The following is a 26,529-nucleotide window of genomic DNA, read 5'->3' on the forward strand; positions in this document are numbered from 1 at the left end:
AATCGTCCCTATTATGATTATTGTTGAAATCTGATCTTATCCAATAGATCTTCATCAAATTGATTATTCTTGAACATATCAATTTCAAATTTATATGGTGCCTTTTTGTCTTTTTTGTCTTCCCCTACATAAGGTGTTTCCAGGATTTTCGGAACACTGCTTAATTGCGGATGGTGAACAATAGCATTCAACGCCTTAAAACCAATATGACCAAATCCAATGTTTTCATGGCGGTCCTTGCGGGTGCCGCGATCGTTTTTGCTATCGTTTATGTGAAGGACCTTGATGCGGTCAACACCGACCAATTTATCAAATTCATTCAGTACGCCATCAAAATCCTCGATGATATTATATCCGGCATCGTGAGTATGACAAGTATCGAAGCAAACCGATAGTTTTTCATTATGGGTCACACCATCAATGATCATCGCCAGCTCTTCGAAAGACCTGCCACATTCAGAACCTTTACCCGCCATCGTTTCAAGGGCAATCTGAACTTTATCGTCGGCAGTCAGCACCTCATTCAAACCTTCGATGATTCTCTTGATTCCCAGTTCACTGCCTGCACCAACATGCGCACCTGGATGGAGTACGATCTGCCTTGCGCCAATGGCTTCGGTCCGATCGATTTCGCTGCGTAAGAAGTTGACTCCAAGCTCGTATGTGGCTGGATTCGTGGTATTTCCAATATTAATGATATACGGGGCATGGACAACGATATCGCTGATTCCATTCTCCTCCATATGCAGTCTTCCGGCTTCGATATTTAAATCCTCGATTTTTTTACGTCTTGTGTTTTGAGGGGCCCCTGTATAGATCATGAATGTGTTGGAGCCATACGAAGCCGCTTCTTGACTCGCAGCAAGAAGCATACCTTTTCCGCTCATTGAAACATGCGATCCAATCTTCAGCATCTGATTTCTCCCCTATTTCTTTCTCTGTATACGACGTTCGCGTTTTTTAAAGTTTTCCACATCTCGTTGAATTTTCTTCTTGTATCCTGGCTTGACTTTAGTTGGCTTCTTGACGTGCCTGCTCGCTTTAACATCGATTTCAGATTTTTGTTTTTTACGGTTTTTCCGTTTATTACGTTCGTCGATATCAACCCAATCACCGTTTTGGATATCGGCATCATGGAACTCAATGCCCATTTTTTCAAGCCGGTTCAATGAATCTTCATCGGAAGTATCGTAAATGGTAGCGGCAATGCCTGAATATCCTGCACGAGCCGTCCTTCCCGTCCTATGGATATAAAAATCCAAATCTGAAGGCAATTCATAGTTAATGATATGACTTACACCTTCAATATCGATTCCACGGGAAGCCAGATCTGTCGCTACGATGAATTGATACTCCAAATCATTGATTTGCTTCATCATTTTTTTACGCTCACGAGGCGTTAAATCCCCATGTATACGGCCGACGTTCAACCCTTTTTCGATCAAGGAATTAGCCACATGGTCCGCCATTTTCTTTGTGTTCGTGAAAACAATCGCCAAATATGGATTATAACGAACGATGATATCATGAAGTAACTGCTCTCTGTTACGGTGGCGAAGCGGCACGAGAACATGTTCAATTTTCGAAGCGGTCGCCTGCTTGGGATTCACTTGAACATACTTTGGATTCTCCATATATTTATTCAAAAACGGCTTCAATTTTTCTGGGATGGTTGCCGAAAAGACAAGCATTTGAATTTTTTCAGCCATACGTGATGCAAATAAATCGACATCTTCAAGGAATCCCATGTCTAGCATAAGGTCGGCTTCATCGACTACAAGCATTTTTGCTGTATACACCTGTAATGCCTGAGCTTCAACCAAGTCCTTGATCCGGCCCGGCGTACCGATTACCAATTGCGGCTGTGTCTTCAATTTATCTATCATTCGCTGTTTATCGGTACCACCGATGAAACAACGGACTTGAATCTGCTCATCCTCAGGGAAATGGTCAGCAATTTTCAAAGCTTCTTTGTAGATTTGGTTCGCTAACTCACGGGTTGGTGCGGAAATAATCGCTTGAACTTCATTCTTACCGGCATCAAGCCTGTTCATGATCGGCAGCAAATAGGAATGTGTCTTTCCTGTTCCTGTCTGCGACTGTCCAATTAAGCTACTTCCCTTTAAAAGCGACGGAAGCACGCGCTCTTGAATTTCCGTCGGCTTATCGAACCCTAAAGTACGAACCGCATCTAGAATGTAGCTTTTCAAATTAAATCGTTCAAATTGATTTTGTTTCATCAAAAAACTCCTTTATCCTGTCAGTCATTAGACATGTCCTGTTATTATAATAAATTTTACACAAAAAGCGCAAGCGCCTGGGTTGCTCGTGAAGAAAATAGGGATTGACCCATAAGGCGCTTTTTGCCTTATGAGGGCGATCATCTTTTTCACAACGAGCTAGGCGCTGAAGCTGGATTACACAAAAAGCGCAAGCGCCTGGGTTGCTCGTGAAGAAAATAGGGATTGACCCATAATGGGGCAGGCCATCATTTTTTTCATTGTGACCCATTTACTTAACAATAGCGCTTGCGCTGAGGTTAGTTCTCTTAAAATGGACTCTTGCAAACGAAAAGCCCCTGTCCTGGTCATAGCGTATCCCCCGCAGACATGGAGCTAAAAGACTACCGTTACCATCTTACCTTCTTTCCGGTTACTTCACAACTGCCCAGTCACTCTTTCCTCAAACCTTTTTTGTCGAGTTGCATAATTTATATAGAAGAATACACCAGCATATAATATCTGAGGAGGTGAAACCTATGTTCCCAAATAGAAATCGTCAACCCGGACCCGGTTTTCAGCCACCCAACGGCCGAAGGATGCAGCAGCACCCTGCTCCATTCAGACAGTCACCGCAAATCCCCCCTTATCAGCAGATGCAGCGGCCGATGGCACAAAACAGACGGCAGGTGCCTCAGGGCCCTCAAGGTTTCCGCGGCCCTTTCAACCAACCGCAGCGGCAGGAGATGCCGCCAGCAAAGAAAGAAGGGTTATTGGCAAAAATACTCGGTAAGTCGAAACAAAAAGCAGCATCGCAAAATTTGTTTGCGCCAGCCGGGTCCTCAAACCAAAGTTCTTCAAGAAGCAGCGGAGGCGGTATCTTAGAAACATTAAAAAACCCCGATTCCCTTAATAACATGCTTTCCAACACGCAAAAAGTATTGCAAGCAGCGGAACAATTCACACCCATGGTGGAACAATACGGACCAGTGATTAAAAACCTGCCTTCCATGTGGAAAGTTTTCCGGAGCATTTCATCAGCCGGTGATAACGAGGATCAGGAAGCTTCCGTTGAAAGCGAGCCAAATGTTGAGGTACAAAAAAACATTGAGGTAAAAACGGATTCGAAGAAAAAAGAAAAAGCTAAAGAAGCTAACCCCATCGCCCAAGTCCGTACCGAAACCAAAAGGGAAAGATCATCCGGTCCGAAGCTTTATATTTAAAGGCTGCAAAAAATTTACCAATAACTGATTTTATGTAAATATGATGTTTTGTAATATCATCTATGGTCTTATATAATAGAAAGGTATAAAAAGTGAGAGTTTCTTGCCTTGAAGGAGGACACATAGATGAAAGTGATTAAAATTTCACCGCGCGGCTATTGTTATGGCGTTGTCGATGCCATGGTCATCGCCCGTAATGCGGCTTTAGATAAAACATTGCCACGTCCCATTTACATTTTAGGAATGATTGTGCATAACAAACATGTGACGGATGCGTTTGAAGAAGAAGGCATCATCACGTTGGACGGCAGCAACCGCAACGATATCATCGAACAGGTAGACAGCGGAACCGTCATCTTTACTGCTCACGGCGTTTCACCTGAGATCAGGAAGATCGCCGAGAAAAAAGGTCTTGTCACGCTCGATGCTACATGTCCCGATGTTACCGCAACACATGACTTAATTCGGGAAAAACAAGCGGAAGGCTATCAAATCATTTATATTGGCAAAAAAGGCCATCCGGAACCAGAGGGTGCTGTCGGAGTTGCTCCCGATGTCGTTCACCTGGTTCAAAAGGATGAAGATGTGGAAGCCTTGACTTTGAATAGTGATAAGATCATTGTCACCAATCAAACAACGATGAGCCAATGGGATGTATTGGATATCATGGATAAGGTCAAGGAAAAGTTTCCACATGCCGAAGTCCATAAGGAAATTTGTTTAGCGACACAGGTTCGCCAAGAAGCAGTTGCCGAGCAAGCTGGCGAAGCTGATGTTTTAATCGTTGTCGGAGACCCCAAGAGTAATAATTCAAACCGCCTTGCACAAGTTTCCCAAGAGATTGCCGGCACGAGAGCTTATCGGATCGCTGACATTTCTGAGCTGAACCTTGAATGGCTAAAAGATGCAGAAACGGTTGCCGTCACTTCAGGGGCTTCAACACCAACTCCGATCACGAAGGAAGTTATCGCATTTCTGGAGCAATATGAAGCAAATGATGAATCGACTTGGAATACCGAAAAGAAAACGCCATTGCATAAAATTTTACCTAAAATTAAAGTGAAAAAATGATTTCACAAAAAAGAAAGGCAGCCACTAATGGCTGCCTTTTTCGTGTTATTTTAAATGAAACGGAAAGGGTCTGTATTCAGCCGGGATGGAATGAATTCCACATCGTAGTTCTTTTCGCGGCACACTTTTTCAAGGATTCGTGCCACCCCTTTTTTCATCACCTTTTCAACATTGTGGCCTGGATCCACGATATTCAATCCAAGCATCATCGCGTCATGGGCTGTATGGTAATACATGTCACCTGTAACGTATACATCAGCTCCCTTGAACTTCGCTGTCGTAAAGTATTTATTGCCGTCTCCGCCCAACACGGCCACTTTTTTGATCGGGCTTTGCAAATCTCCAACGACACGCACCTTTTCAACATCAAGTGTCCGCTTCACATGTTCGGAAAATTGTTCAAGTGTCATTTCTTCTGGAAGTACACCGATCTTCCCTAAGCCAAGAGACTCCCCTTTATTCTCCAGTTTATATATATCGTGGGCAACTTCCTCATATGGATGGGCTTTGATCATCGCAGATAGCACTTTCTTCTCGATATTTTCCGGGAATATCGTTTCGACCCGCATTTCAGCTACTTCTTCAAGCTTTCCTTGGGAGCCAATTACCGGCTCACTGCCATCACCTGGCAAGAAGCGTCCGGTACCTTCCCCGGAAAACGAACAATTGCTGTAATTCCCGATCGCTCCGGCCCCTGCCTTACCTAGGGCTTCCCTCACCTTTTGTGCGTCGGTCTTTGGAACATATACGACCAATTTCTTTAGAGCTGTCTCGGTAGTTGGAATCAATACTTCTGTGTCTTGCAATTGCAGCGCTTCGGCAAGTAAATCATTAACTCCGCCCTTAGCGACATCCAAATTGGTATGCGCAGCATAAACAGCGATATCATGTTTGATCAGCTTTTCGATGATGCGGCCTCCAGCAGTGTTTGTATCGATTCTTTTCAATGGTCGGTAAATAAGCGGATGATGGGCGATGATTAATTCCGCGCCATGTTCTATCGCTTCGTCTACAACCTCTTCCAGCACATCAAGGGCAATCAGCACTTTAGTAACCGGCTTATTGAGCTGACCGACATGCAGCCCGATCGGATCTCCCTCCATCGCATAATGCTTTGGGGAGAATTGTTCAAACGTTTCAATGATTTTGTGACCATTAACTGCCTTCACCTTTAAGCACCTCCTCAATTACGGAAATTTGAGATTTTAATTCATTGCGCTTCGTTTCCAGTCCGCTTCTTCCGCTTTCATCCAATTGTTCGATGATTCTCTCCAAATGTTTTTTCTCTAGCTGCCATTTTTTTATGAAAATGTCATTGAATTGCTCTTTTAAGTATGGACCGAACGTGATGCCTGCTTGCTTGTTTACCCGATAAGGGCGGAGCGGGTCCCCTTTTTCGGCAATTAAGATTTCATAGATTTTCCCATCTTCCTCAAGGATTTCCTCTCCACTAAGTTCCCAGCCGTTTTCGATTAGCCAGCTGCGAACATTCGCTGCACCGACATTAGGCTGAAGGATAAGCCTTTCTGCCTTGCCGAGTTTCCCTTTTCCGCTTTCCAATATACTTGATATTAAAGTCCCTCCCATGCCTGCAATCGTAATGCAAGTCGCTTCATCGGGCTTCAATACTTCAAGCCCGTCTCCTTTACGGACCTCTATCTTGTCCCCAAGCCCCGTCATTGCAACTTGCTTGCGTGCTGACTGATATGGCCCTTCTACAACCTCACCTGCTATTGCGCTGTCACACAAGCCGTTAGTCACAGCATAGCACGGCAAATAAGCATGGTCGGAACCTATATCTGCAAGGATGCTTCCTTTTGGTATATGTATGGCAACACGTTCTAATCTCATCGATAGTTTTTCATGATTCATATTTATCAACTCTCTTAATTCAAATAATTTCTTACTATAATTAGCTTCCCATTCGATTATACCAAGTTCAATCGAAAAATTACAGAAAGGAGAAAAAGGACTCTTTCTATCAGTGGGCAGAAGAAACTTTCCATCTGGAATCTTCCTTTTCTGAATAAATGAAAAACTGACTCAAAAAGTTCGCTTTCCAACGATTTCTTGAGTCAGTTTCATGAATTATTTCAGTCCATGAATATATTCGGCCATGGCATCAATGTTCTGTTCTTCGACTAAACCTGGTGGCATTCCACCTCGTCCATTAGTGATCACGTCTTTGACCTCGTCCACCGACAGACGATCGCCAACACCTTTTAGGGCAGGTCCGACGCCGCCTTGATAGGCATCACCATGACAAGAGATACAGTTTTGCTTATAGATGTCCTCAGGTGATGCTGAGGCACTTTCTGTTTCTTCTGTCTTTTCGCCGCCCTCTTTTTCCTTAGCAAGATCTTTGGCATCACCCAAACCTTTAAACGAAAGTAAAAACATAAGTCCAATACCAAAAACCATGATAATAATAAAAGGCATTACTGGATTGCGATTCATAGTATTTCCTCCCCTATGTAGAACCTAAACTTACCATATTTAATATTATATACAAACAGCTATATATTATTTTACTTGAAAAGAGTTTCAAGTAAAAGCCCAAAAATAGAAGATATTATATAATTTCTTAAAATTGTCAAAAACTTATGTATATTTCCAAACAGTTTTACTTTTTCTTACATATATTTCATAATACCCTAAAACCACTGATTAAAACCGCTAGAATGTCTTAAAAAAAAAGTAAAGAGTGATCATTGCTCCCAGGCCTCCCGCTATGGAAAAATGGAGCAGCTTCAGTTTTTTGCCCATTAAAATCCAGAGCCCGCAATTAATGAACAAGAAAATATAAAGGATACTCACTTGGCCGGGTGCCATGAATTCGGCAAAACTGACAGTTAATAAAAGCAAAGATAGCGTCATTCCCATCAAGGCCATTTGAAAAATGATTTTCCTGCCGGTAAAGCGGCGGACCGCCAGCCCAAAGACAAGAATTGAAATTGTTGTCATAAGCATTTGCATTCTTATGGGTATTTCAGTAAAATAATTCAAAAATACAATAAATGCAAAAAGGGCCCCAATCAACAACCCGGAAAAGATGTCGTTTTTTACGCTCCCGGTTTTAGCCGAATTGGATGGCGGCAGTTCGCCTTGACAGTATAATGCCAGCAGATAATTACAATATTGCTCCGGAAGCATACGACTTTCCTTCCAGGAGTTTATTTCTTGAATGATGATTTTCTTTCTCATCTCATCCATGAATCTCACATCCTCATGATGATCATTTCTTTTAACGACTTAGCTTTTGAAATTTTTTACATTCAATTAGTAATTTTTGTTCTTGCAGGATATTTTTACATCGAAACTGAAAAAAAGAGCCGCTCCCGAACGCTGGGCATTCAAAGAGGGCTCTGTGAAGGGCATATATTCTATTCCAGGAAATCTTTCAGGCGTTTGCTGCGGCTTGGATGTCTCAGTTTACGCAGCGCTTTCGCTTCGATTTGACGGATACGCTCGCGGGTGACCCCAAATACTTTCCCTACCTCTTCAAGAGTACGGGTGCGGCCATCATCAAGTCCAAAGCGGAGTCTCAAGACGTTCTCTTCACGGTCAGTAAGAGTATCCAATACATCTTCAAGCTGTTCTTTCAATAGTTCATATGCTGCATGCTCCGATGGCGAAGTTGCATCCTGATCTTCAATGAAATCACCTAAATGTGAATCGTCTTCTTCACCTATTGGCGTTTCCAATGAAACAGGTTCCTGAGCTATTTTCAAGATTTCACGAACTTTTTCAGGTGTTAAGTCCATATCCTCCGCAATTTCTTCCGGAGAAGGTTCACGTCCTAAATCCTGAAGAAGCTGTCTTTGGACACGGATCAATTTATTGATGGTTTCCACCATATGCACCGGTATCCGGATCGTTCTTGCTTGGTCGGCAATCGCACGGGTTATCGCTTGGCGAATCCACCATGTTGCATACGTACTGAATTTGAATCCCTTGCGGTAATCAAATTTTTCGACTGCTTTGATAAGTCCCATATTACCTTCCTGAATCAAATCAAGGAAAAGCATTCCGCGTCCGACATAGCGCTTGGCGATACTGACAACAAGACGAAGGTTGGCTTCTGCCAAACGGCGTTTCGCTTCTTCATCTCCATCCTCGATTCTCGTCGCCAGAGAGATTTCCTCTTCTGCCGATAAAAGGTCGACCCGACCAATTTCCTTTAAGTACATGCGTACTGGGTCATTGATTTTAACTCCAGGAGGAACACTTAAATCATTTAAGTCAAACTCTTCTTCTTTTGCAAGCTTCTTCTCATCCGGATCATCTTCATCCTCGTCTTCCTCACCATCAGTGAGAATTTCGACGCCGTTTTCTGCTAACACCTCATAGAACTCATCCATTTGATCGGAATCCAATTCAAAACCGCCAATCATTTCAGCGATTTTTTCTAAAGTCAAAGAGCCTCGTTTTTTACCTAGCTCTAGTAATTTTTCTTTCACCTGTTCAAGGCTAAATTCATTATCAACTTGTTTGGAACGTGCTGGTTTTTCAGCCATTAGTTCCCCTCCTTCCAGGACTTACACCTAAACGACTACAACATTTTACGCAATTTAATGATTTCCATGGCAATTTGTGCAGCTGTGACATAATCACTTCGCCTAACTGCATCTTTTTCTTCAACTTGTTTTTCTTTTATCTTTAACAACTTTTCATATTTCAACACTTGATTTATACAATCGGTCAGTTCTTTATCGGTAACTTCCTCATTAACTGACATCATTTCTATTTCCGAAACGATCCTTCTCAAGTTTGGATCCGGTAAATAAGTAAGGAAAAAGCTTGTATCCGGTTCGTGTCCATCTTCATAGAACGCATATAAATAGGTGATGATTGCCTGATGTTCATCTACATGAAAGACCGTTTGTCCAAGCAATTGCTGAATTTTGAAAGTCGTATCCCTGCTTTTTAGCATATGGGCGATCAACTTCATTTCAGCATTATGGTGAGCAGGCTTTAATTTATGCTCATATTGCAGGGACATTTGCTTTTGGGCTGCCGGCTGCGGCAGTGTCCCCTTCTTGCGTTCCGTAAAGAACACCTGACGCTGCTGCTGTTCCAGAGCATCCAATGATAGGGAAAATTCAGAGGATAGCTGCCGAAGATAATGATCCCTCTCCACTGCATTTGGCAATCGTGAAATTTCTTTAAGGACTTCTTCGATATATTGAATTCGATCTCCTTCATTATTTACATTTTTCCCTCGACGCAAATAATGCATTTTGAATGCCATGTAGGTTAAACTGGCCCCTATTACTTCAGAAACAAAGCTTTTTTCACCGAATTCCTTTATGTAGTCATCGGGGTCCAAGTTATCAGGCATGAGAGCGACTTTCACGGTAAATTCATGGTCCTGTAGCATATTAACTGCACGATTGGCAGCGTTCAATCCCGCTGAGTCCGAATCGTAGCATATAAGTATCTGGTCAGTATTTCTTTTTAAAAGCTGGATATGCTGGTCCGTCAGGGCAGTACCCATTGTAGCGACCGCATTCTCCACACCTGCGCCAACAGCTGAAATGCAATCGGCAAAGCCTTCAAAAATGACTGCTTGTTCTTTCTTTCGTATGTGTGGTCTTGCATGATGGAAATTATATAAAGTTTTACTTTTATTAAAGATTGGCGTTTCAGGACTATTCAAATATTTGGGCTCGTCGTCCCCCATCGCTCTTCCTGAAAACGCAATCGTATTTCCTTGATGATCCATAATTGGAAACATGACTCTATTTCTGAAACGGTCAAAATATGACTCGTCTTTTTCCCTGTAAATAATAAGCCCTGCCTGCTCCATGTATTCGGCTGGAAACCCGCGTTTTAAAAGAAACTTGGACACGAAATCCCATGAATCCAAAGAGTAGCCAATTTGGAACTTTTCTATCGTTTCTTCAGTAAACCCGCGTTTAAGTAAATATTCGAGAGCATCCTGCCCCTCTTTCGTATTAACGAGGAGATGATGATAAAACTTCCTCAGCAGGTCATGTGCCTCAACCATTTGCTGCGAGCCTGCCGGCATGTTAGAACGCTTGGAATCCTTATTGATATCAACATCCAAAGGAACATTTCCTTTTTCAGCTAAAACTTTTGCTGATTCCACAAAGCTGTAGCCTTCTATATCCATTAAGAAGGTAAAAATATTCCCCCCTGCCCCGCAACCAAAACAGTGAAAGATTTGTTTTTCCGTTGAAACGGAAAACGAGGGTGAGTTTTCACCATGAAAAGGACATAGGCCAAAGTAATTGCGCCCCTGCTTCTTCAACTGGACATACTCCCCAATTAAATCAACAATGTCAACAGCTTCACGAATTTGATTAATTTTCTCATCTTCTATACGGCCATTTATCATTTTTCCACCTTGCAATATTGGTGATAGTTTTTAATTCGATACTGTTTCTTAATTCCCTGCAAAGTTCGACAATGTTTTCAAAAGTTTATTTGTAAAACATGCACGATCTTCCTTCGTGAATGCTTTCGGCCCTTTTGTATGCTTACCCTGCCTGCGGAGTTTCGCCGACTGATAGCGCATATCCAAGAGCATGAAAATATTCTCGTCAGTGTATTCTTTTCCCCGTGGCGAAAGGACATAAACGTTTTTAGGAAGCAGGGTCCCAGCCAAACCAATATCTGCAGTAACGACAATATCACCCTTTTTTACTGAGTTTACTATATAAAGATCTGCCGCTTCTTTGTCTGCATCGACATATACCCATTTACCTTCAGGGTTATTCATCATATTTTTATATGATGCAACAAAACAGACTTCAACATCGTGCAAACTTGCACAATGAAGGATTTCGTCTTTCACCGGGCATGCATCGGCATCGACGTGTATCGTAGGTTTATTATTCATACCTTCTAATTCTACATCTTTCTGCATAATCCTTTTTCTCCCCTAAACTTTATGAAGATATGGTGAATTTTCAGCATTATCCAGAGGGTATCCTCAAAAAGAGCACACATTATTCTTCAGGGAATACCTGATCATTTATGTGAAAGCGCATCTTTTGCTTTGAAAAAGACCAGCCCCTCCTGAATTATACGGAACATGTCGAATTATTTTTATGATAAAAACCTTGACATCTCATTAACCTTTAGTTTATTCCTTATTAATTAAGTCTAAACCTTAAGATTACTTTTTTCTCACAATTTTTTATTATAGTCTATTTGATTAGAAGATGCCAACATTTAAATTCCGAATTTGTTTTCATTCAAATCAAAGGATTTACAGTTGGAAACAAAGAGGAATTTTATGTAATTATTTTGAACTTATTCTTTTTATTTCCTTTTAAACCTTGGCATTAAAATGTGAGCTGACACATAAAGTGCCTAGCTCACATTTTGATTTGCCTTAATTTATAAGGATCAACGGTTTTTGTTTTGAAGAATATTGATTATCAAATTGGCTGTCTCTTCAACAGCTTTATTGGTTACATCAATGATAGGACAGTTCAACCTTGATATGATTGTATCAAAGTATGTCAATTCTTCTTTTATGCGCTCCACATTTGCATAAATCGCATGATCATTAAGCCCAAGCGACTTTAATCGTTCTTTACGAATATGGTTCAGCTTTTCCGGACTGATCTTTAAACCAATGCATTTTTCAGGAGGTACCAGGAACAGCTCTTCTGGAGGTTCCACTTCAGGCACTAAAGGTACATTGGCCACCTTATAGCGTTTGTGGGCTAAATACTGTGATAACGGCGTTTTTGAAGTGCGTGAAACACCGACAAGGACGATATCTGCACGTAATATGCCCCGAGGGTCACGTCCATCATCATATTTTACAGCAAATTCAATGGCTTCCACACGCTTGAAATAGTCATCATCCAGCTTTCTTACAAGACCAGGTTCATTAAGCGGCCCTTTTGGCGCCCTTTCCTCAAGGATATCCATGAGCGGCCCTAAAATGTCATAAGCAGACAGGTTTTCTTTCTCGACCTGTGCTTTCATATACGCTCTAATAGCTGGCTTCACAAGAGTATATGCAATGATTGCCCCATCCAACTTAGCCAGCGATATCACTTCATCCACGTTTTGTTCATCTTCAATATACGGAATTCTCTTTATGGAAAATGCAGATCCCGAGAACTGGCTTGCAGCGGCTTTTGTAACCAATTCCGCTGTTTCCCCTACCGAATCCGATACAACATATATAATAGAACCGTTCATATTCTCCGTCATTCCTTTTGCAAGCCCCCTAATAGCCTTCATCAGCCAAAGCTACGAATGCTTTCGTAATATTGGTTTTTGTAATCCTTCCAATTACTTCATAGCCTTTTTCTGTGTCTTTGACGACCGGTAATGAGTCGATTTGTTTATCAATCAATTTTTTGGCCACATCAATCAAAAGGTCTTCTTTTGAACACATTGTAATATTGGGCATCCTAGTCATGATGATATTGACTGGAATGGAGTTAAGCTCTTGTTTCCCAATACTCGCACGCAACAAGTCTTTCCTTGATAAGACACCAACAAGCAATGCATGCTTGTCGACCACGAACATTGTTCCGACATCTTCTAAAAACATCATGACGATTGCATCATATACGGAAATGCCCTCGTCAACAACGACAGGTATCGATTGGTAGTCTCGTACATAAAGATGGTTAAGGCTGTCGGTCAAAAGCTGTGTCCCTGACCTGCCTGTATAAAAATACCCCACTCGCGGCCTGGCATCAAGAAAACCTGCCATCGTTAAAATGGCTAGATCTGGACGAAGTGTCGCCCTGGTAAGGTTCAATCTATCCGCAATATGTTCTCCAGTAATCGGTCCGTTTTCTTTTACAATTTGTAAGATTTGCTCCTGACGCTTATTCAATTGGATTATAATCACCACCCCACTGCTTTCGCAGAGTAAAGTAACAAAATTTATTCATTTAATAATTATATACTAAATTATTTAATAAGGGCATTTTTGTCCTATTTATTGACCATTATCTTTTTAAGAAATCGGAAACCCTATGTAAAGTGTTTCCGATTTCCAAGCATCCTTTCGATCATGTAAGGATGATTTTATTCATGGCAGCAAACCCAGCAACCAAATCACTGATCTCTTTCATTAAGGATAAACGGTTATTACGGATTGCTTCATCATCTGCCATGACCATTGTATTCTCGAAATATGACTCTATTTCCGATTGAAGCGAAACAAGCTGTTCAAACCGCTCATTCTCATCTTTAGATTCCATATAACGGATTGCCACTTGTTGATATTTTACATATAACGCATTTTCTTGATCATTTTCAAAGACAGAAGGATCAACTGTCACCTTATTGTCACATTTTACGGCAATGTTCATGACCCGACTTAATGCTTCCAGGCTTTCTTTAAACCCTGCTTCGTCCTTTTTAGCATCCAAGACATGTGCACGTTCCACGATAGAGTGGATATAACCGATCTCATTGAACAGAACTGCATCAATCAAATCGTAACGGATTTGCTGTTCTTGAAGCATGTGTTTAACACGTGCTTTAAAGAATGTGAACATATTCGCTTTAACTTCTTCAAAATCACGTTTTAAAATGCCTTTTGATTCCAGTCCTTTAAGGCCTAAAACAATAAGCTCCTCTAATGAAATATTCCATTTCTTCTCCGCTAGGATTTGGACGACACCGCTCGCCTGCCTTCTTAATGCGTAGGGATCCTGGGAACCTGTTGGAATGACGCCAATAGCGAAGAATGAAGACAAAGTATCAATTTTTTCAGCTAAACTCACAACCGCTCCAATGACTGAAGGCGGTATATTGTCATCAGCATGTCTTGGCATATAATGTTCATTGATAGCCGCTGCCACTTCTTTGGCTTCGCCTTTTAAGAGCGCATATTTTTCACCCATATACCCTTGCAATTCAGGGAATTCATAAACCATTTGACTCACCAAATCGAACTTGGCAATTGCCGCTGTCCGAAGCGCCATTTCTTTTTCCGCCTTTAAATTCAAAGCATCCGCAAGGGCACCCGTCACTGCGGTTACCCGGGCAGTTTTCTCGGCTAAGGTACCGATTTCTTCATGATAAACGATGCTATCGAGCTTTTTCAAAGCATCCGAAATCTCTTTTTTCTGATCTTCTTTATAGAAGAATGCTGCATCAGATAGGCGGGCACGCAATACTTTTTCATTACCTTTAGAAACCTTATCCAAATGGCGGTCATCGCCGTTACGCACGGTTACAAAGTGAGCAAGCAGTTTCCCGTCCTGATCTTTAACAGGGAAATAACGCTGATGTTCCTTCATCGATGTGATAAGCACCTCAGCTGGAAGCTCAAGGAATTCTTCTTCAAAATTACCAAATAACACCGTTGGATACTCTACCAAATTATTGACTTCTTCAAGCAGATCTTCATCGACTGGGATGATCCAGCCTTTCTCCTGCTCAAGCTCTTTAATCTGATCCAATATAACTTGCCGGCGTTTATCAGGATCCACCATAACAAATTGTTCTTTTAACGTATCTTCGTACAGTTCCGGCAGTTCGATGCTAGCGCTATCGCCCAAGAAACGGTGTCCTTTTGTTTCACGGCCCGTTTCCACATCAGCAATGCTGAATGGCACAATGTCATTGCCGAATAAGGCAATCAGCCATTTAATCGGACGAACGAAGCGGAGCTCCTGATTGGCCCAACGCATATTTTTCGGGAACGTCATACCGCTGATGATTTCAGCAAGCTCAGATAAAAGCTGAACGGTCTGCTGTCCTTTTATGAATTTATTCACATGGACATATTCCACACCCTTGAGTTCTTTAAAATAAATGTCCTCTGTAGTCATGCCTTGACCCCTGACGAAGCCCAATGCGGCTTTAGACCAGTTGCCTTCACTGTCCAAAGCGATTTTCTTAGCCGGGCCTTTTGCTTCTTCTTCGATATCCTTTTGGGATTCTTCCACGTCTTTCACCAGTACAGCCAAACGTCTTGGTGTGGAAAAAGCTTCAACCGTTCCGAATTCAATCGCTTTTTCCGTTAGCCATTGCTGCACCTTATCTGACAACTGCTTCATTGATGCTGTCACAAAACGGGCAGGCAGCTCTTCCAATCCAATCTCCAATAACAAATCACGCTTGCTCATTTGTATTCTCCCCTTTCACTTTCAGAATCGGGAAGCCTAATTTTTCCCGCTCTTCATAGAAGGTTTTGGCAACCTTGCGCGCTAGGTTACGGCACCGGGCAATATAACCCGTTCTTTCCGTCACCGAGATGGCACCTTTGGCATCCAAAAGGTTAAATGTATGTGAACATTTCAAAACATAATCATATGCGGGATGTACAAGTCCTTCTTCCATTTGCCGATGCGCTTCCTTTTCATACATCGTGAAAAGCTGAAACAGCATATCAAGGTCGGAGGTTTCGAACGTATATTTCGAATGTTCGTATTCCGGCTGTCCAAAAATATCGCGAACTGTGAATCCATCTGTCCATTCCAGGTCAAATACGTTTTCCTTATCTTGAATGTATGAGGCGAGACGTTCGATCCCGTATGTAATTTCCACGGAAACCGGCTTGCACTCAAGGCCGCCCACTTGTTGGAAATATGTAAATTGCGTGATTTCCATTCCATCAAGCCACACTTCCCAACCGAGACCAGCACACCCTAGTGATGGATTTTCCCAGTTGTCCTCCACAAAGCGAATATCATGCTCAAGCGGATTTATCCCTAAAGCGCGTAAAGAATCCAAATATAACTCTTGGATATTGTCAGGCGACGGCTTCATGATCACTTGGAACTGATGGTGCTGATACAGACGGTTAGGGTTCTCACCATAACGACCGTCAGCAGGACGGCGTGAAGGCTCCACGTAAGCAACGCTCCAAGGCTCCGGTCCAATGGCTCTCAGGAACGTGTATGGGCTCATCGTTCCTGCCCCTTTCTCGACATCATAAGCATTCATTAATATGCAGCCTTGTTCAGACCAATGCTTTTGTAACGTTAAAATCATATTTTGAATATTCATCGTACACCTCCAAGTTATTTAAAACGGCTCTTTTTAAAATCAGGTCGGAACCCATCACATTTTGGCAAACAAAAAACTCCCGTCCCTATGCGAAATGCATAGGGACGAGAGTATACCCGCGGTTCCACCCTAATTGCCGTTTATAAAACGGCCTCTTTTCAAAGCAACATGCTCCGGAAACGCCCTTCCCTGTAAATCCATATCCCGGCTTCCACCGTCCCGGGTTCGCTTTTTATGGAGAATGACAGATACTCTTTTCCATCAACGCAATCTTCTTATTTTGATGATTAGAATTTTATACAAACTAGCATGGAATGTCAATAGGTCAGATCTTAAAACATATCTTTCATCGTATCAATCTGTTTCAGGAACTTTTTTGATTTCAAGTTCAGACCAGAATATTCCTCATAATAAGCATCGATGATCTTCCGTAGTTCTTTTTTCGTTTCAGGCTTGACGGAAATGTTTCCGAGCCTTGATAAATCGAAATAATAAAAGATCCGCAACAATTTGACGGCTGCAGGTGAAATTTTATAATGATAAGGGTCCTTCCCCAGGCAGCGGTGACAGATAAACCCCGCTTCCCGAAGCGAGAAGGAGAATTCCCCTTCCGTTTCACCACATACAGCACATTGATTCAGCACTGGGTTAATCCCATTGACGGGCAGCATCTTCATTTCAAAAATGAATTTCAATACCTCTGCGTCATATTCTTCGTTTATGTAATGCAAGGTTTGCGAAAGCAACTCATACAAATATGGATTCGGTTTCTTATCCTCGACGCTTTTATCAAGCAATTCAACAATATAAGAAGCATAAGCAGTGGCAAAAAGATCCTCCCTTATGAAACGGAGTGAATCGACCATTTCTCCTTGCTGAAGACTTCCGAGTCCGGTTGATGTAGTTACAAGAAAATACCCGGAGCAAAAAAGCTGTGTGACGGCAGAAAGCCTGCTGTTAGGTTTACTGGCTCCTCTAGCCATAACGCCAATTTTTCCTAGCTCACGGGTATATATAGTAATGATTTTGTTATTTTCTCCATATGCAGTTCGCCTTATGACAATGCCCTCACATTTTTGGAGCATACCAAGACACCACCCATGCTCGCCAAGGCTAACCTATGAAACAGGAAAATCAATTTCTGCTAGCTCATCATTTAATACCAAGTGTCTTTCCTGTCTTTCGACTTCTATCTCCTTAAACAGCAAATAGGTGTCCACATTACCTGTTTCAGTGAATAATTCCCAGGTAAAATCCAACATATAAAGCCCACCTTTCATTTTTAACTAGCAATATGAATATCCGACCATATGATTAGCTTGACCGTTTTCCAAACTTTCATGATGCGTAAATTTTGTTAATTAATACTCGCTCTCATTGAAGCCATAATCGCGAAGCTGGCTTGCTTTATTACGCCAATCCTTCTGCACCTTCACCCACAGTTCAAGGAAAACTTTCGAGCCCAATAAGTTTTCGATATCCACCCTGGCACGGCTGCCGACTTCTTTAAGCATTTTCCCTTGCTTTCCAATGACAATGCCTTTTTGTGAATCACGTTCGACAACGATCGTCGCCATGACATTAATGGTGTCGCTGTTGTCCATCTTTTTAATTGAATCGATGACAACAGCCACCGAATGCGGAATTTCTTCCCGTGTCAGGTGCAGCACCTTCTCGCGGACCAATTCGGAAATGATAAAACGTTCCGGGTGGTCGGTCACTTGGTCAGCAGGATAAAACTGGGGACCTTCAGGCAGATGTTCCTTGATTTGCTCAAGCAGTGTATCAACGTTATTTCCTTCAAGCGCAGAAATCGGAACAACTGCCGCAAAAGGGTAAAGCTGTTGGTATTTTTCAATGATTGGAAGTAAATCATCCGGATGCATCGCATCGATTTTGTTTACAACCAGGAAAACAGGCGTCTTTACGGATTGAAGTTTTTCAATGATAAACTCATCACCGCGTCCGTATCCTTCAGTCGCATTGATCATGAAGAGAATCAAATCGACTTCCTTCAATGTATTCGTGGCCACTTTCATCATGAAATCACCAAGCTTATGCTTTGGTTTATGAATGCCGGGTGTATCGATGAAAATCATTTGTGAATCGTTTTGCGTAAGTACACCTTGGACCTTATTTCTTGTAGTTTGCGGTTTATCGCTCATAATGGCGATCTTTTGACCGATGACCCGATTCAGAAATGTACTCTTCCCAACATTAGGTCGTCCAATAATCGAAATGAAACCTGATTTGTAGTCTTTTACTTGTGTATCATTAAATAATTTATCCATTCAAATCCTCCGGTGAAAAAGCTCCTGGAAGCAATTCCTGTACTGTTAGTTCTTTTATATCCCCATTTAAGTTGGTCAAAACAACCGGCATATCCTTATCGCACAGCTCTGAAATAACCTGCCTGCATGCCCCGCATGGAGCAACGGGACCATCGGTATCTGCCACGACTGCAAGTTTAGCGAATTTTTTATCGTCATGGGCATAAGCGCTGAATAAAGCTGTCCTTTCTGCGCAATTACACATGCTGTATGCAGCATTTTCTATATTACAACCATGATAGACCTTTCCATCAGCGGTTAAAAGGGCTGCCCCCACCTTAAATTTGGAGTAAGGCACATAAGCTTTATCCCTTGCTTTTTTAGCTTCCTCAATCAATTCTTTTGTATTCAATTCACATCTTCCTTTCAAATTGAGTACCATTTCGGCAATCTACAGGCCAAACTTGGGCAAAAAGATAATCAATCCAACTATTATAGAAAATATAGCATATATGAATACAGCTCCGGCTGCAATATCTTTTGCCTGCTTGGCAAGCGGATGGATTTGATCCGTTACCAGGTCCACTACCCTTTCAATCGCTGAATTAACGAGCTCCAACGTAATCGTACCGGCTATGGCCGCCAAAATGAAAAGCCACTCCATCCCATTCAATGAGAAGTACCAACCAAAGAATACGACGATTGCCGTTAACGCGAAGTGAATCTTGATATTGCGTTCAGTCCGAACAGCCTCCAAAATTCCCTGACAGGCAAAAGAGAAACTTTTTAATAAAGGATACCTTTTTTTACCCTTCTCTTGAAAGTCCATATTCTTCCAAGATCTCCTTTTGTTTTGTGAACATCACTTTTTCATCTTTTTCATTCATGTGGTCAAATCCTAATAAATGAAGAAATCCATGCAGTGCCAAAAATCCAAGTTCCCGGTCAAATGAATGACCATATTCTTCAGCCTGTTCTTTCGTGCGTTCAATGGAAATGATGATATCCCCTAGCATGCGGGGCATTTCGGCCCCGACAATTTTCACTTCATCTTCTCCCATTTCTTCAAGCGCAAAAGAAATGACATCTGTAGCTGAATCTTTATGACGATATTCTTTATTGATTTCCCGAATCCTATCATTGTCAACAAATGTAACAGACAGCTCGGTGTCTTTTTCAATGTTTTCTTTTCTTGCCGCAAATTGCAGAATGCTTTCAACAAGGTGCTGAGCTTCCTCCGTTACTTCATTCGTTTCATCCATTAAATCGATAGCTAAAATCATTCTTTCACCTTCTGTCCTAATTTATCCGACTCCGGATATTCAATCCTGGAGTGGAAGATACCATTAAGCGATTCACATAAGGAATGCTTCACGATACTCAATTCTCTCATAGTAATGTCACATTCATCAAATTGACCATCAGAGATCCTGTCCTGAATGATGAAACTTACCAGTTCTTCAATCTTCTCCGGAGTTGGGTGCTTCATCGATCTCACTGCAGCTTCCACACTATCGGCTATGCCGATGACGGCTACTTCCTTCATTACTGCCCTCGGCCCGGGATAACGGTAGTCCGCTTCGAGTGTGGACTCATCTAGTTTTTTTGCCTTGTGGTAGAAAAATTTCAATAAAGTGGTCCCATGATGCTGCTCTGCAATATCCACAATCTCTTTCGGAAATTTGTTACTGCGAAGCATCTCCCCGCCGTCTACGGCGTGGGCAATGATGATATCCCTGCTCGTTTCCGGCTGCAGCCGATCATGCGGATTCTCTTCATTCATCTGATTTTCGATGAAGAAATGCGGCCGCTTCGTTTTACCGATATCATGATAATAACTGCCGACCCTTGCCAGCAATCCATTCGAGCCGATGGCTTCACAAGCCGATTCCGCCAAATTGGCCACCATCACGCTATGATGATATGTCCCCGGAGCCTCAATCAAGATCCTCCGAAGTAAAGGATGATTGGGATTCGCGAGCTCGATAAGCTTAATTGATGATAAGATCCCGAAACCAGCCTCGAAAAACGGCAACAGGCCCATAGTCAAAACGGCTGCACCCACTCCAGAACCCATCGCAGCAGCAGCATAATACAAGTACTCCATTCTAGTATAATGGCTGTCCATAATAAAGATGAGCGAAAAAACAAATGCCATATTGATTAAAGCCAATAGCAGCCCCGCTACCAGCACCTTTGATTTGAAATTGGGCCTCGATAGAATGATGATTGCCGTCAATCCCCCAAATATGATATAAAGCCCCATCGAGAAATCCAGATTTCCAGGTGTATCACCATTGAATATAATCGTACCATACGAACCTAACAATATAATCATTGCTACCGCTAGCTTATCATTCAATAAAATCTTGATGAGCATCGCCGCCATGGCACCCGGGAAAATGTATTCCAAGTTCGAGTTTTTCAGGTCTGCGAGAATGCTGACTGTTTTCATGGTAGCCATTGAAAGGATGAAGACAAGACTGAAAATCAATAACTGATTGTACTTGTTATCCTTTTTGGAAATGGAATAGTAGAAAAAGTAATAAAAAGCGGCAAAAGTCAGGAATATGAATAACAGCAGGCCGATATACGGGTAAATGGTAGACTCCGTATTTAAGAAGCCCGCCAGTTCAAGCTGCCTATATACATCCCTGTCCACTAATTGATTTTCTTCAACGATGATCTGACCTTGAAGGATCCTGATCGGCTCCACGCTTTCAACCGCTTTCCTACGCTGTTCCTCGGTTTTGTCCTTATCGAAAAATACATTCTGAATGATTGCCGTACGCGCAAGGGAAGTGGAGGCTTTTTTCATATCGCCGCTAATGCTCATATAACCCAATTCCTCTACAACCTTTTTCTTGGCATTTTCGACGTCACTTGCAGCGATTCGGGAGCTCATCACATTATTCACGGCTGTAATGGTTGAATCCTTCGCTATTTTCAACTCATCTTCATCCGCCTGCACTAATGCAAGGAAAACGGATTCCTCGATATTTTTATTCACTTCATCGGTCAATTTTTCTTTTAATATGGAAACTTTTTGAGCATCCGTCTTTACGGTCTCTTTTTTATCCTCCTTTTCCTCATCTTCTTTATGATTTTCATCGGGGTCCGTTTCTTGATTCACCTCTATCGCTGAATCGAAAATGGATGAAATCAGATCGACTTTATTTTTGGCATATTCTTTTTTTAAAGAATATACATCCGCCACCTGTTTTGAAATCTCTTCTTTTTCCTGTTCCGTCTTATAGGTATCTTCCACAGTCTTGGTTGAACGGATCGTTTGTTCTGCAGGCTTAAACAGCTCTACCTGGACCCTTTCAGGTTTAACATTGGAGAACATTAACACATAAGCAAACAAACCAAGTATGATGAACAATAACACTTGAAAAAAACGATGGACCAACAGCCCTTTTATTTGAGTGAAAAATTTCTGAATACGATTCAAGGAAGGTCCTCCTAATAAAAATGATGTTTATTATTCTAGATATGTAAAATCATAACAGTTTTTATGTGAATTTTCACCTTCGTATTAATAAATGTAAAGCTTCTTTCATTCCATATCCACTTTTTCACGATAAAGTTTGTCATTTAGACACATCACGAAAAATCCGCCGATTGAAATGGCGGATTTCTTCTTATGACTTCGCCTGCTCGTAAGCAGTAATGATTTTGGCGACAAGCGGATGTCTTACAACATCACTTTGTTCAAAATAAACAAAGGATAGACCTTTAACATTCTTCAAGATCTCTTCTACCCTGACAAGACCTGACTTCATGCCTTTTGGAAGGTCAATTTGGGTCCTATCTCCCGTAATGACCATTTTCGATCCGAAACCAAGCCTGGTCAAGAACATCTTCATTTGCGCTTCCGTCGTATTCTGGGCTTCATCCAATATGACAAAGGCATCTTCAAGCGTACGGCCCCTCATATAAGCCAGAGGAGCTATTTCGATCGTTCCGCGTTCTATCATCCTTTGTGTCTGTTCCATCCCTAGAAGGTCATGGAGAGCGTCATACAGCGGACGTAGATATGGATCTACCTTTTCCTTCAGATCACCAGGCAGAAAACCAAGGCTTTCCCCTGCTTCGACCGCAGGCCGTGTCAGGATGATCCGTTTAACATGTCCATTTTTCAACGCATTGATGGCCATCACTACAGCAAGATAGGTCTTCCCGGTTCCGGCAGGCCCAATTCCAAATACAAGGTCCTGTTTCTTTATTGCCTGGATATAGTATCTCTGCCCGATTGTTTTGACTTTAATGGATTTCCCCTTAGCCGTTTTTGCGATTTCCTCATCATATAATTCACCGAAATACTCCAATGTGCCTTTTCTTGCCAATTCAATTGCATAAAGCACATCTCTGGAACTGATTGCAATTCCTTTTCTGACCACTGTCAATAATGCCTTGAGGATTTCCTCCCCCATCGTTACCCGCTCGATATCACCGGCAACACTCACCGCTTCACCTCGGGTTATGACAGAAATGCCTAGCTCCTCTTCGAGCACTTTTACATTTGAATCTCCATTGCCCAATAAAGCGATCGCTTCATTAGGTGATTCTATTTCCAGCTTAATTACTTTCACATCATCTGCCATTCGTTAGTCTCCTTGAATGATTGGTTGTCCAATCGCTATATCTTCAATAACTTGGTAATGTATAGATAATTTAACTTTACCATTCTCCATGCTTTCGTGCAAAATTTTTTCTTCGACGATTTCATCTTCCTCGTCTAAATGCTTTTTCAATTCAGCTTTAGCCATTTTCCTGCCTTCCTCCACCGCTTCTTTCTCCGTATAACTTCGTACAATATCTTCCTTGCTCCTTAAGGTCACTTGTTTATAGGAAATGGGCAGTTCCCATTGAAGAAAGTGAAACGGCCTCATTGTCGTTTCTTTTTCCTGTTTTTCATATCCCGGATCCTTGAAACCCCATACCGGAAGGGAAAAGCCCCCCATTTTTAAAAAGTGCCTGCTCGTTTCATCTCCGTTAAAAACAGAAAACTTGGTTTTTAACGGAACTTCCACTTTCGCTTTATACCACGTTTTCCCTTTTATTACTCCCTGTGCGGATACAATTTCCTGTTTATCCTCTTTTCCAATAAATCCTGAAACAAGAAGCTGTCCCTTTCCTACATAATCATTCACATTAACAATAGATTGTCCTTTTTCAACGAACATATCAGTGATGATCGCTTTTTTAGAAGCTACCAAATTCTGTGGAGATGTTTTCTCGACCTCTTTAGGCTGCCGTTTTTCTACAACCCGAAAATGGTAAGTCGTTCCCTTCAGCTCTACCCCTACCCATGTCAATGCACCAATCCGGTCCGACAGCTTACGCTGAATCGTATCCACATCATCAACAAAGAATTGCACTTTACCAATTTTCACGCCCATCTTGTCCAATTCTTTCCGGATGGCATGCTCGGTTGCCGGTTTGGCATCTTGAACCTCGATGCCCCATACCATATTGGAAAGTACGAATATGCAAAGCAGGAAAGCGATCATCCCCGCTAAAAACCCGCTGTTTTTCATGACTCTCTTCAATAGGAAAGGGAAACCCTTTCCCTGCATGAACTTTACTTTACAATCGCTCTTTCGCATGACCTGACGGAGTTTTGGGATATCCCTGATATCCATATGGAAAATCAGGGATTCACTTCCGACACGCTTCACTTCCCAGATATGAAGCCCCCTTCTCGTCAGCATATTGATCAGCCGTTCTGCACCTTTGCCATAAGCCTTCACCTTTACATAGCCTGTATAATAGTTTGTCCATTGGTTTTTCATGGAGACCTCCCGGGATCATTCATTGATAAAATAAACCTTATCAATTTTGCCTTCGAGCATGATTTCTTCCGGCAAAATCGTCTTTATGACAAAGGCATTTCCCTTTATCAGCAACTGCCCATTTTTCAGCATCAATCGCACTTCGCTGTCTGTAAAAGCCAATAAGCCACGATGGTTTTCAATATAAATATGTAATTGTCCAATCATTGTAATTCGCGGCAGGTCCATCATGACATCTTGCGGAAGGTCCATTGTTTTGGTCATAAGCTGTTTCACTTTTTTTCCCCAATTGCGTGCCATAAAAAAGAACCCCCTTTCATCTCAATGTATGAAATGAAAGAGGGTTCTAGCACAAAATTATAAGGGAATGAAAGTCTATTTTTTCAGGCTTTTAATGACGGGCTTAAAAAAGCCCAGGCTCCGAATCACCTTCTGGATCTGTGAAGACTTCTCTTCGCCCTTGGCGGTCCCAGCACTTCTGACATGATGATGCCATCAATCAGCTGTTTTTTGCCAAAAGACGGTCCTTTGCGATAGACCGGACTGTTATTATCAGAAATCGTTGATGTAAGTTGATCCGCTTTCGCTTTTTGATATAAACGGTCTTGATCGTACCTCTGCTGAAGCCGTCTAAGCTCCGTAATCCTTTTGTTCGCTTCGTTCTTCGTCTCATCGATCACTTCAACAGCCTGTGCTGCCTGGTGTTCGACTTTCCTTACGGGAGGAGGTGCATGCTTTTGCTGCTGATTCCCTTGCGGCATTTCACCTTGAAGCTCCCGCATGACCTCCTGCCATTTCTTTTTCGGAGGGGTGTTAGGATCTTGAGTCTGCTTTTTCTTTCCTAACATGGACGTTAAAACACCGATCAAGACAATGATAAGGAATGGGTTCTCGAGAAAGAAATCAATAAAATCTCCCATTTAAAGACCTTCCTTCCCTGACCTAATTATTATTTTGGTTATTGTTGTTATCTTTTGGATTTTCGGATATTTTACTGATGGAATCGCGCATATCCGTATCAGCCGTGATATTTTGGATATTCATATAATCCATCACTCCAAGGTTTCCGCTTTTCAGTGCATCAGCCATGGCCAACGGAACTTCGGCTTCGGATTGAACAACCTTCGCTCTCATCTCCTGAACACGGGCAACCATTTCCTGTTCAAGTGCAACAGCCATCGCACGGCGTTCTTCGGCCTTTGCCTGGGCTATCTTCTTATCGGCTTCGGCTTGGTCAGTCTGTAATATGGCCCCGATATTTTTACCGATATCCACTTCAGCGATATCAATGGAAAGTATTTCGAATGCCGTTCCTGAATCCAACCCTTTTGATAAAACCGTTCTTGAAATCAAATCGGGATGTTCCAGTACATCCGTATGCATTTTCGAAGCACCGATCGTCGATACGATCCCTTCCCCTACACGCGCAATGATCGTCTCTTCACCGGCACCACCGACCAAGCGTTCAATATTGGCTCGGACCGTAATCCTTGCCTTCGCTTTCACTTCAATACCATTCATCGCCACACCAGAGATGAACGGCGTTTCAATCACTTTCGGGTTAACGCTCATTTGAACGGCTTCCAGTACATCACGGCCGGCAAGGTCAATAGCTGCACCCCGTTCGAAAGGTAACGTGATATTGGCTCGTTCTGCAGCAATTAATGCATTCACCACTCGATCGACATTACCGCCTGCTAGGTAATGGCTCTCCAATTGATTCGTTGAAACATTGATTCCAGCCTTATGGGCCTTGATAAGCGGGTTGACGACCCTGCTTGGTATAACACGGCGAAGCCTCATCCCAACTAATGTAAATATACTGATTTTGACTCCTGCCGCTAAAGCGGAAATCCATAGCATCACTGGTACGAATGTGAAAAATACTGCCAATACGATGATAGCAGCAATCACTGCCAGTACAATAAATATCGTTCCTGAAGTTATCACTTAATGATTCATCCTTCCTGTATCTTTTAAT

27 protein-coding genes and 1 other annotated feature are annotated in these 26,529 nt (G+C 42.1%); of the genes, 2 read left to right on the plus strand and 25 right to left on the minus strand.

Annotated elements, in window-relative coordinates; all coding sequences use genetic code 11:
- Positions 1 to 17 precede the first annotated feature (17 nt).
- Positions 18 to 914: a deoxyribonuclease IV gene (locus tag OSJ91_RS18655; protein ID WP_485890214.1), complete on the minus strand. Its 897-nt coding sequence runs from the start codon at positions 912 to 914 to the stop codon at positions 18 to 20.
- Positions 915 to 926: 12 nt separating this feature from the next.
- Entirely contained in the window at positions 927 to 2,240 is a 1,314-nt protein-coding gene (locus OSJ91_RS18660; protein WP_350299492.1) for a DEAD/DEAH box helicase, read from the minus strand.
- Positions 2,241 to 2,758: 518 nt separating this feature from the next.
- On the opposite strand from OSJ91_RS18660, the gene vrrA reads away from it, so the two are divergent.
- Together vrrA and OSJ91_RS18670 are read left to right on the plus strand one after the other, a co-directional pair.
- The gene (vrrA, locus tag OSJ91_RS18665) at positions 2,759 to 3,442 is read left to right on the plus strand and encodes a VrrA/YqfQ family protein (RefSeq protein ID WP_413018928.1); all 684 of its coding nucleotides are present in this window, start codon (positions 2,759 to 2,761) and stop codon (positions 3,440 to 3,442) included.
- 126 nt (positions 3,443 to 3,568) lie between these two features.
- Positions 3,569 to 4,513 carry a 4-hydroxy-3-methylbut-2-enyl diphosphate reductase gene (locus tag OSJ91_RS18670; RefSeq protein ID WP_048685698.1) on the plus strand — a complete coding sequence of 315 codons (945 nt, stop codon included), beginning with the start codon at positions 3,569 to 3,571 and terminating at the stop codon, positions 4,511 to 4,513.
- A 50-nt stretch (positions 4,514 to 4,563) separates the two neighbouring features.
- Here OSJ91_RS18670 and OSJ91_RS18675 read toward each other — a convergent pair whose 3' ends face one another.
- The 23 genes from OSJ91_RS18675 to floA form a co-directional block, all read right to left on the minus strand.
- On the minus strand, positions 4,564 to 5,682 hold the full coding sequence (locus OSJ91_RS18675) for a Nif3-like dinuclear metal center hexameric protein (protein WP_413018930.1): 1,119 nt from the start codon (positions 5,680 to 5,682) through the stop codon (positions 4,564 to 4,566).
- On the minus strand, positions 5,669 to 6,385 hold the full coding sequence (locus OSJ91_RS18680; protein WP_485890215.1) for a tRNA (adenine(22)-N(1))-methyltransferase: 717 nt from the start codon (positions 6,383 to 6,385) through the stop codon (positions 5,669 to 5,671). Before OSJ91_RS18680 ends, OSJ91_RS18675 begins: the two co-directional genes overlap by 14 nt.
- 216 nt (positions 6,386 to 6,601) lie before the next feature.
- Positions 6,602 to 6,970 carry a cytochrome c550 gene (gene cccA / locus OSJ91_RS18685; RefSeq protein WP_095389799.1) on the minus strand — a complete coding sequence of 123 codons (369 nt, stop codon included), beginning with the start codon at positions 6,968 to 6,970 and terminating at the stop codon, positions 6,602 to 6,604.
- Positions 6,971 to 7,189: 219 nt separating this feature from the next.
- A complete protein-coding gene (locus tag OSJ91_RS18690; protein ID WP_350299496.1) occupies positions 7,190 to 7,726 on the minus strand; it encodes a hypothetical protein in 537 nt (178 codons plus the stop codon).
- 170 nt (positions 7,727 to 7,896) lie between these two features.
- Positions 7,897 to 9,030: an RNA polymerase sigma factor RpoD gene (gene rpoD / locus OSJ91_RS18695; RefSeq protein WP_034308477.1), complete on the minus strand. Its 1,134-nt coding sequence runs from the start codon at positions 9,028 to 9,030 to the stop codon at positions 7,897 to 7,899.
- Between the two features lie 35 nt (positions 9,031 to 9,065).
- A complete protein-coding gene (gene dnaG / locus OSJ91_RS18700) occupies positions 9,066 to 10,871 on the minus strand; it encodes a DNA primase (RefSeq protein WP_350302912.1) in 1,806 nt (601 codons plus the stop codon).
- A 51-nt stretch (positions 10,872 to 10,922) separates the two neighbouring features.
- A complete protein-coding gene (locus tag OSJ91_RS18705; RefSeq protein ID WP_101223469.1) occupies positions 10,923 to 11,378 on the minus strand; it encodes a YaiI/YqxD family protein in 456 nt (151 codons plus the stop codon).
- Between the two features lie 512 nt (positions 11,379 to 11,890).
- Positions 11,891 to 12,700, minus strand: a complete 810-nt coding sequence (locus tag OSJ91_RS18710; protein WP_101223470.1) for a pyruvate, water dikinase regulatory protein — start codon at positions 12,698 to 12,700, stop codon at positions 11,891 to 11,893.
- 28 nt (positions 12,701 to 12,728) lie between these two features.
- On the minus strand, positions 12,729 to 13,364 hold the full coding sequence (ccpN, locus tag OSJ91_RS18715) for a transcriptional regulator CcpN (protein WP_161784850.1): 636 nt from the start codon (positions 13,362 to 13,364) through the stop codon (positions 12,729 to 12,731).
- 163 nt (positions 13,365 to 13,527) lie between these two features.
- The gene (gene glyS, locus OSJ91_RS18720) at positions 13,528 to 15,597 is read right to left on the minus strand and encodes a glycine--tRNA ligase subunit beta (protein ID WP_485890216.1); all 2,070 of its coding nucleotides are present in this window, start codon (positions 15,595 to 15,597) and stop codon (positions 13,528 to 13,530) included.
- Positions 15,584 to 16,480, minus strand: coding sequence for a glycine--tRNA ligase subunit alpha (gene glyQ / locus OSJ91_RS18725; protein ID WP_034308488.1), 897 nt, complete (start codon positions 16,478 to 16,480; stop codon positions 15,584 to 15,586). The genes glyS and glyQ overlap by 14 nt, the downstream gene beginning before the upstream one ends.
- A 97-nt stretch (positions 16,481 to 16,577) precedes the next feature.
- Positions 16,578 to 16,754 (minus strand) — a binding site (T-box leader).
- A 58-nt stretch (positions 16,755 to 16,812) separates the two neighbouring features.
- Entirely contained in the window at positions 16,813 to 17,565 is a 753-nt protein-coding gene (recO, locus tag OSJ91_RS18730; protein WP_241589829.1) for a DNA repair protein RecO, read from the minus strand.
- Positions 17,566 to 17,598: 33 nt separating this feature from the next.
- Entirely contained in the window at positions 17,599 to 17,742 is a 144-nt protein-coding gene (locus tag OSJ91_RS18735) for a YqzL family protein (RefSeq protein ID WP_076365246.1), read from the minus strand.
- Positions 17,743 to 17,841: 99 nt separating this feature from the next.
- Entirely contained in the window at positions 17,842 to 18,771 is a 930-nt protein-coding gene (gene era, locus OSJ91_RS18740) for a GTPase Era (protein WP_101222597.1), read from the minus strand.
- On the minus strand, positions 18,764 to 19,162 hold the full coding sequence (locus OSJ91_RS18745) for a cytidine deaminase (protein WP_413018941.1): 399 nt from the start codon (positions 19,160 to 19,162) through the stop codon (positions 18,764 to 18,766). The genes era and OSJ91_RS18745 overlap by 8 nt, the downstream gene beginning before the upstream one ends.
- Before the next feature lie 39 nt (positions 19,163 to 19,201).
- Positions 19,202 to 19,579 carry a diacylglycerol kinase family protein gene (locus OSJ91_RS18750; RefSeq protein WP_089361538.1) on the minus strand — a complete coding sequence of 126 codons (378 nt, stop codon included), beginning with the start codon at positions 19,577 to 19,579 and terminating at the stop codon, positions 19,202 to 19,204.
- Complete coding sequence (gene ybeY / locus OSJ91_RS18755; RefSeq protein WP_413018944.1) at positions 19,557 to 20,033, minus strand: rRNA maturation RNase YbeY; 477 nt, start codon at positions 20,031 to 20,033, stop codon at positions 19,557 to 19,559. The genes OSJ91_RS18750 and ybeY overlap by 23 nt, the downstream gene beginning before the upstream one ends.
- The gene (locus tag OSJ91_RS18760) at positions 20,030 to 22,204 is read right to left on the minus strand and encodes an HD family phosphohydrolase (protein WP_350299500.1); all 2,175 of its coding nucleotides are present in this window, start codon (positions 22,202 to 22,204) and stop codon (positions 20,030 to 20,032) included. The genes ybeY and OSJ91_RS18760 overlap by 4 nt, the downstream gene beginning before the upstream one ends.
- Before the next feature lie 190 nt (positions 22,205 to 22,394).
- Positions 22,395 to 23,357, minus strand: coding sequence for a PhoH family protein (locus OSJ91_RS18765; RefSeq protein WP_034308506.1), 963 nt, complete (start codon positions 23,355 to 23,357; stop codon positions 22,395 to 22,397).
- A 3-nt stretch (positions 23,358 to 23,360) separates the two neighbouring features.
- Positions 23,361 to 24,548, minus strand: coding sequence for a sporulation protein YqfD (yqfD, locus tag OSJ91_RS18770; RefSeq protein ID WP_413018946.1), 1,188 nt, complete (start codon positions 24,546 to 24,548; stop codon positions 23,361 to 23,363).
- A gap of 15 nt (positions 24,549 to 24,563) precedes the next feature.
- The gene (yqfC, locus tag OSJ91_RS18775) at positions 24,564 to 24,848 is read right to left on the minus strand and encodes a sporulation protein YqfC (protein ID WP_034308511.1); all 285 of its coding nucleotides are present in this window, start codon (positions 24,846 to 24,848) and stop codon (positions 24,564 to 24,566) included.
- 125 nt (positions 24,849 to 24,973) lie between these two features.
- Complete coding sequence (locus OSJ91_RS18780; RefSeq protein ID WP_485890217.1) at positions 24,974 to 25,468, minus strand: hypothetical protein; 495 nt, start codon at positions 25,466 to 25,468, stop codon at positions 24,974 to 24,976.
- A gap of 22 nt (positions 25,469 to 25,490) precedes the next feature.
- On the minus strand, positions 25,491 to 26,480 hold the full coding sequence (gene floA, locus OSJ91_RS18785) for a flotillin-like protein FloA (RefSeq protein ID WP_413020384.1): 990 nt from the start codon (positions 26,478 to 26,480) through the stop codon (positions 25,491 to 25,493).
- Positions 26,481 to 26,529 lie beyond the last annotated feature (49 nt).

Source organism: Bacillus sp. T-10(2022), assembly GCF_056502895.1.

Excerpts from the sequence above, each read along its gene's own strand:
- OSJ91_RS18655 (WP_485890214.1), bottom strand. The coding sequence starts at position 914 with ATGCTGAAGATTGGATCGCATGTTTCAATGAGCGGAAAAGGTATGCTT.
- OSJ91_RS18660 (WP_350299492.1), bottom strand. The coding sequence starts at position 2,240 with ATGAAACAAAATCAATTTGAACGATTTAATTTGAAAAGCTACATTCTA.
- vrrA (WP_413018928.1), top strand. The coding sequence starts at position 2,759 with ATGTTCCCAAATAGAAATCGTCAACCCGGACCCGGTTTTCAGCCACCC.
- OSJ91_RS18670 (WP_048685698.1), top strand. The coding sequence starts at position 3,569 with ATGAAAGTGATTAAAATTTCACCGCGCGGCTATTGTTATGGCGTTGTC.
- OSJ91_RS18680 (WP_485890215.1), bottom strand. The coding sequence starts at position 6,385 with ATGAATCATGAAAAACTATCGATGAGATTAGAACGTGTTGCCATACAT.
- cccA (WP_095389799.1), bottom strand. The coding sequence starts at position 6,970 with ATGAATCGCAATCCAGTAATGCCTTTTATTATTATCATGGTTTTTGGT.
- OSJ91_RS18690 (WP_350299496.1), bottom strand. The coding sequence starts at position 7,726 with ATGGATGAGATGAGAAAGAAAATCATCATTCAAGAAATAAACTCCTGG.
- rpoD (WP_034308477.1), bottom strand. The coding sequence starts at position 9,030 with ATGGCTGAAAAACCAGCACGTTCCAAACAAGTTGATAATGAATTTAGC.
- OSJ91_RS18705 (WP_101223469.1), bottom strand. The coding sequence starts at position 11,378 with ATGAATAATAAACCTACGATACACGTCGATGCCGATGCATGCCCGGTG.
- OSJ91_RS18710 (WP_101223470.1), bottom strand. The coding sequence starts at position 12,700 with ATGAACGGTTCTATTATATATGTTGTATCGGATTCGGTAGGGGAAACA.
- glyS (WP_485890216.1), bottom strand. The coding sequence starts at position 15,597 with ATGAGCAAGCGTGATTTGTTATTGGAGATTGGATTGGAAGAGCTGCCT.
- glyQ (WP_034308488.1), bottom strand. The coding sequence starts at position 16,480 with ATGAATATTCAAAATATGATTTTAACGTTACAAAAGCATTGGTCTGAA.
- recO (WP_241589829.1), bottom strand. The coding sequence starts at position 17,565 with ATGCTCCAAAAATGTGAGGGCATTGTCATAAGGCGAACTGCATATGGA.
- OSJ91_RS18735 (WP_076365246.1), bottom strand. The coding sequence starts at position 17,742 with ATGTTGGATTTTACCTGGGAATTATTCACTGAAACAGGTAATGTGGAC.
- era (WP_101222597.1), bottom strand. The coding sequence starts at position 18,771 with ATGGATAAATTATTTAATGATACACAAGTAAAAGACTACAAATCAGGT.
- OSJ91_RS18750 (WP_089361538.1), bottom strand. The coding sequence starts at position 19,579 with ATGGACTTTCAAGAGAAGGGTAAAAAAAGGTATCCTTTATTAAAAAGT.
- ybeY (WP_413018944.1), bottom strand. The coding sequence starts at position 20,033 with ATGATTTTAGCTATCGATTTAATGGATGAAACGAATGAAGTAACGGAG.
- OSJ91_RS18765 (WP_034308506.1), bottom strand. The coding sequence starts at position 23,357 with ATGGCAGATGATGTGAAAGTAATTAAGCTGGAAATAGAATCACCTAAT.
- yqfD (WP_413018946.1), bottom strand. The coding sequence starts at position 24,548 with ATGAAAAACCAATGGACAAACTATTATACAGGCTATGTAAAGGTGAAG.
- yqfC (WP_034308511.1), bottom strand. The coding sequence starts at position 24,848 with ATGGCACGCAATTGGGGAAAAAAAGTGAAACAGCTTATGACCAAAACA.
- OSJ91_RS18780 (WP_485890217.1), bottom strand. The coding sequence starts at position 25,468 with ATGGGAGATTTTATTGATTTCTTTCTCGAGAACCCATTCCTTATCATT.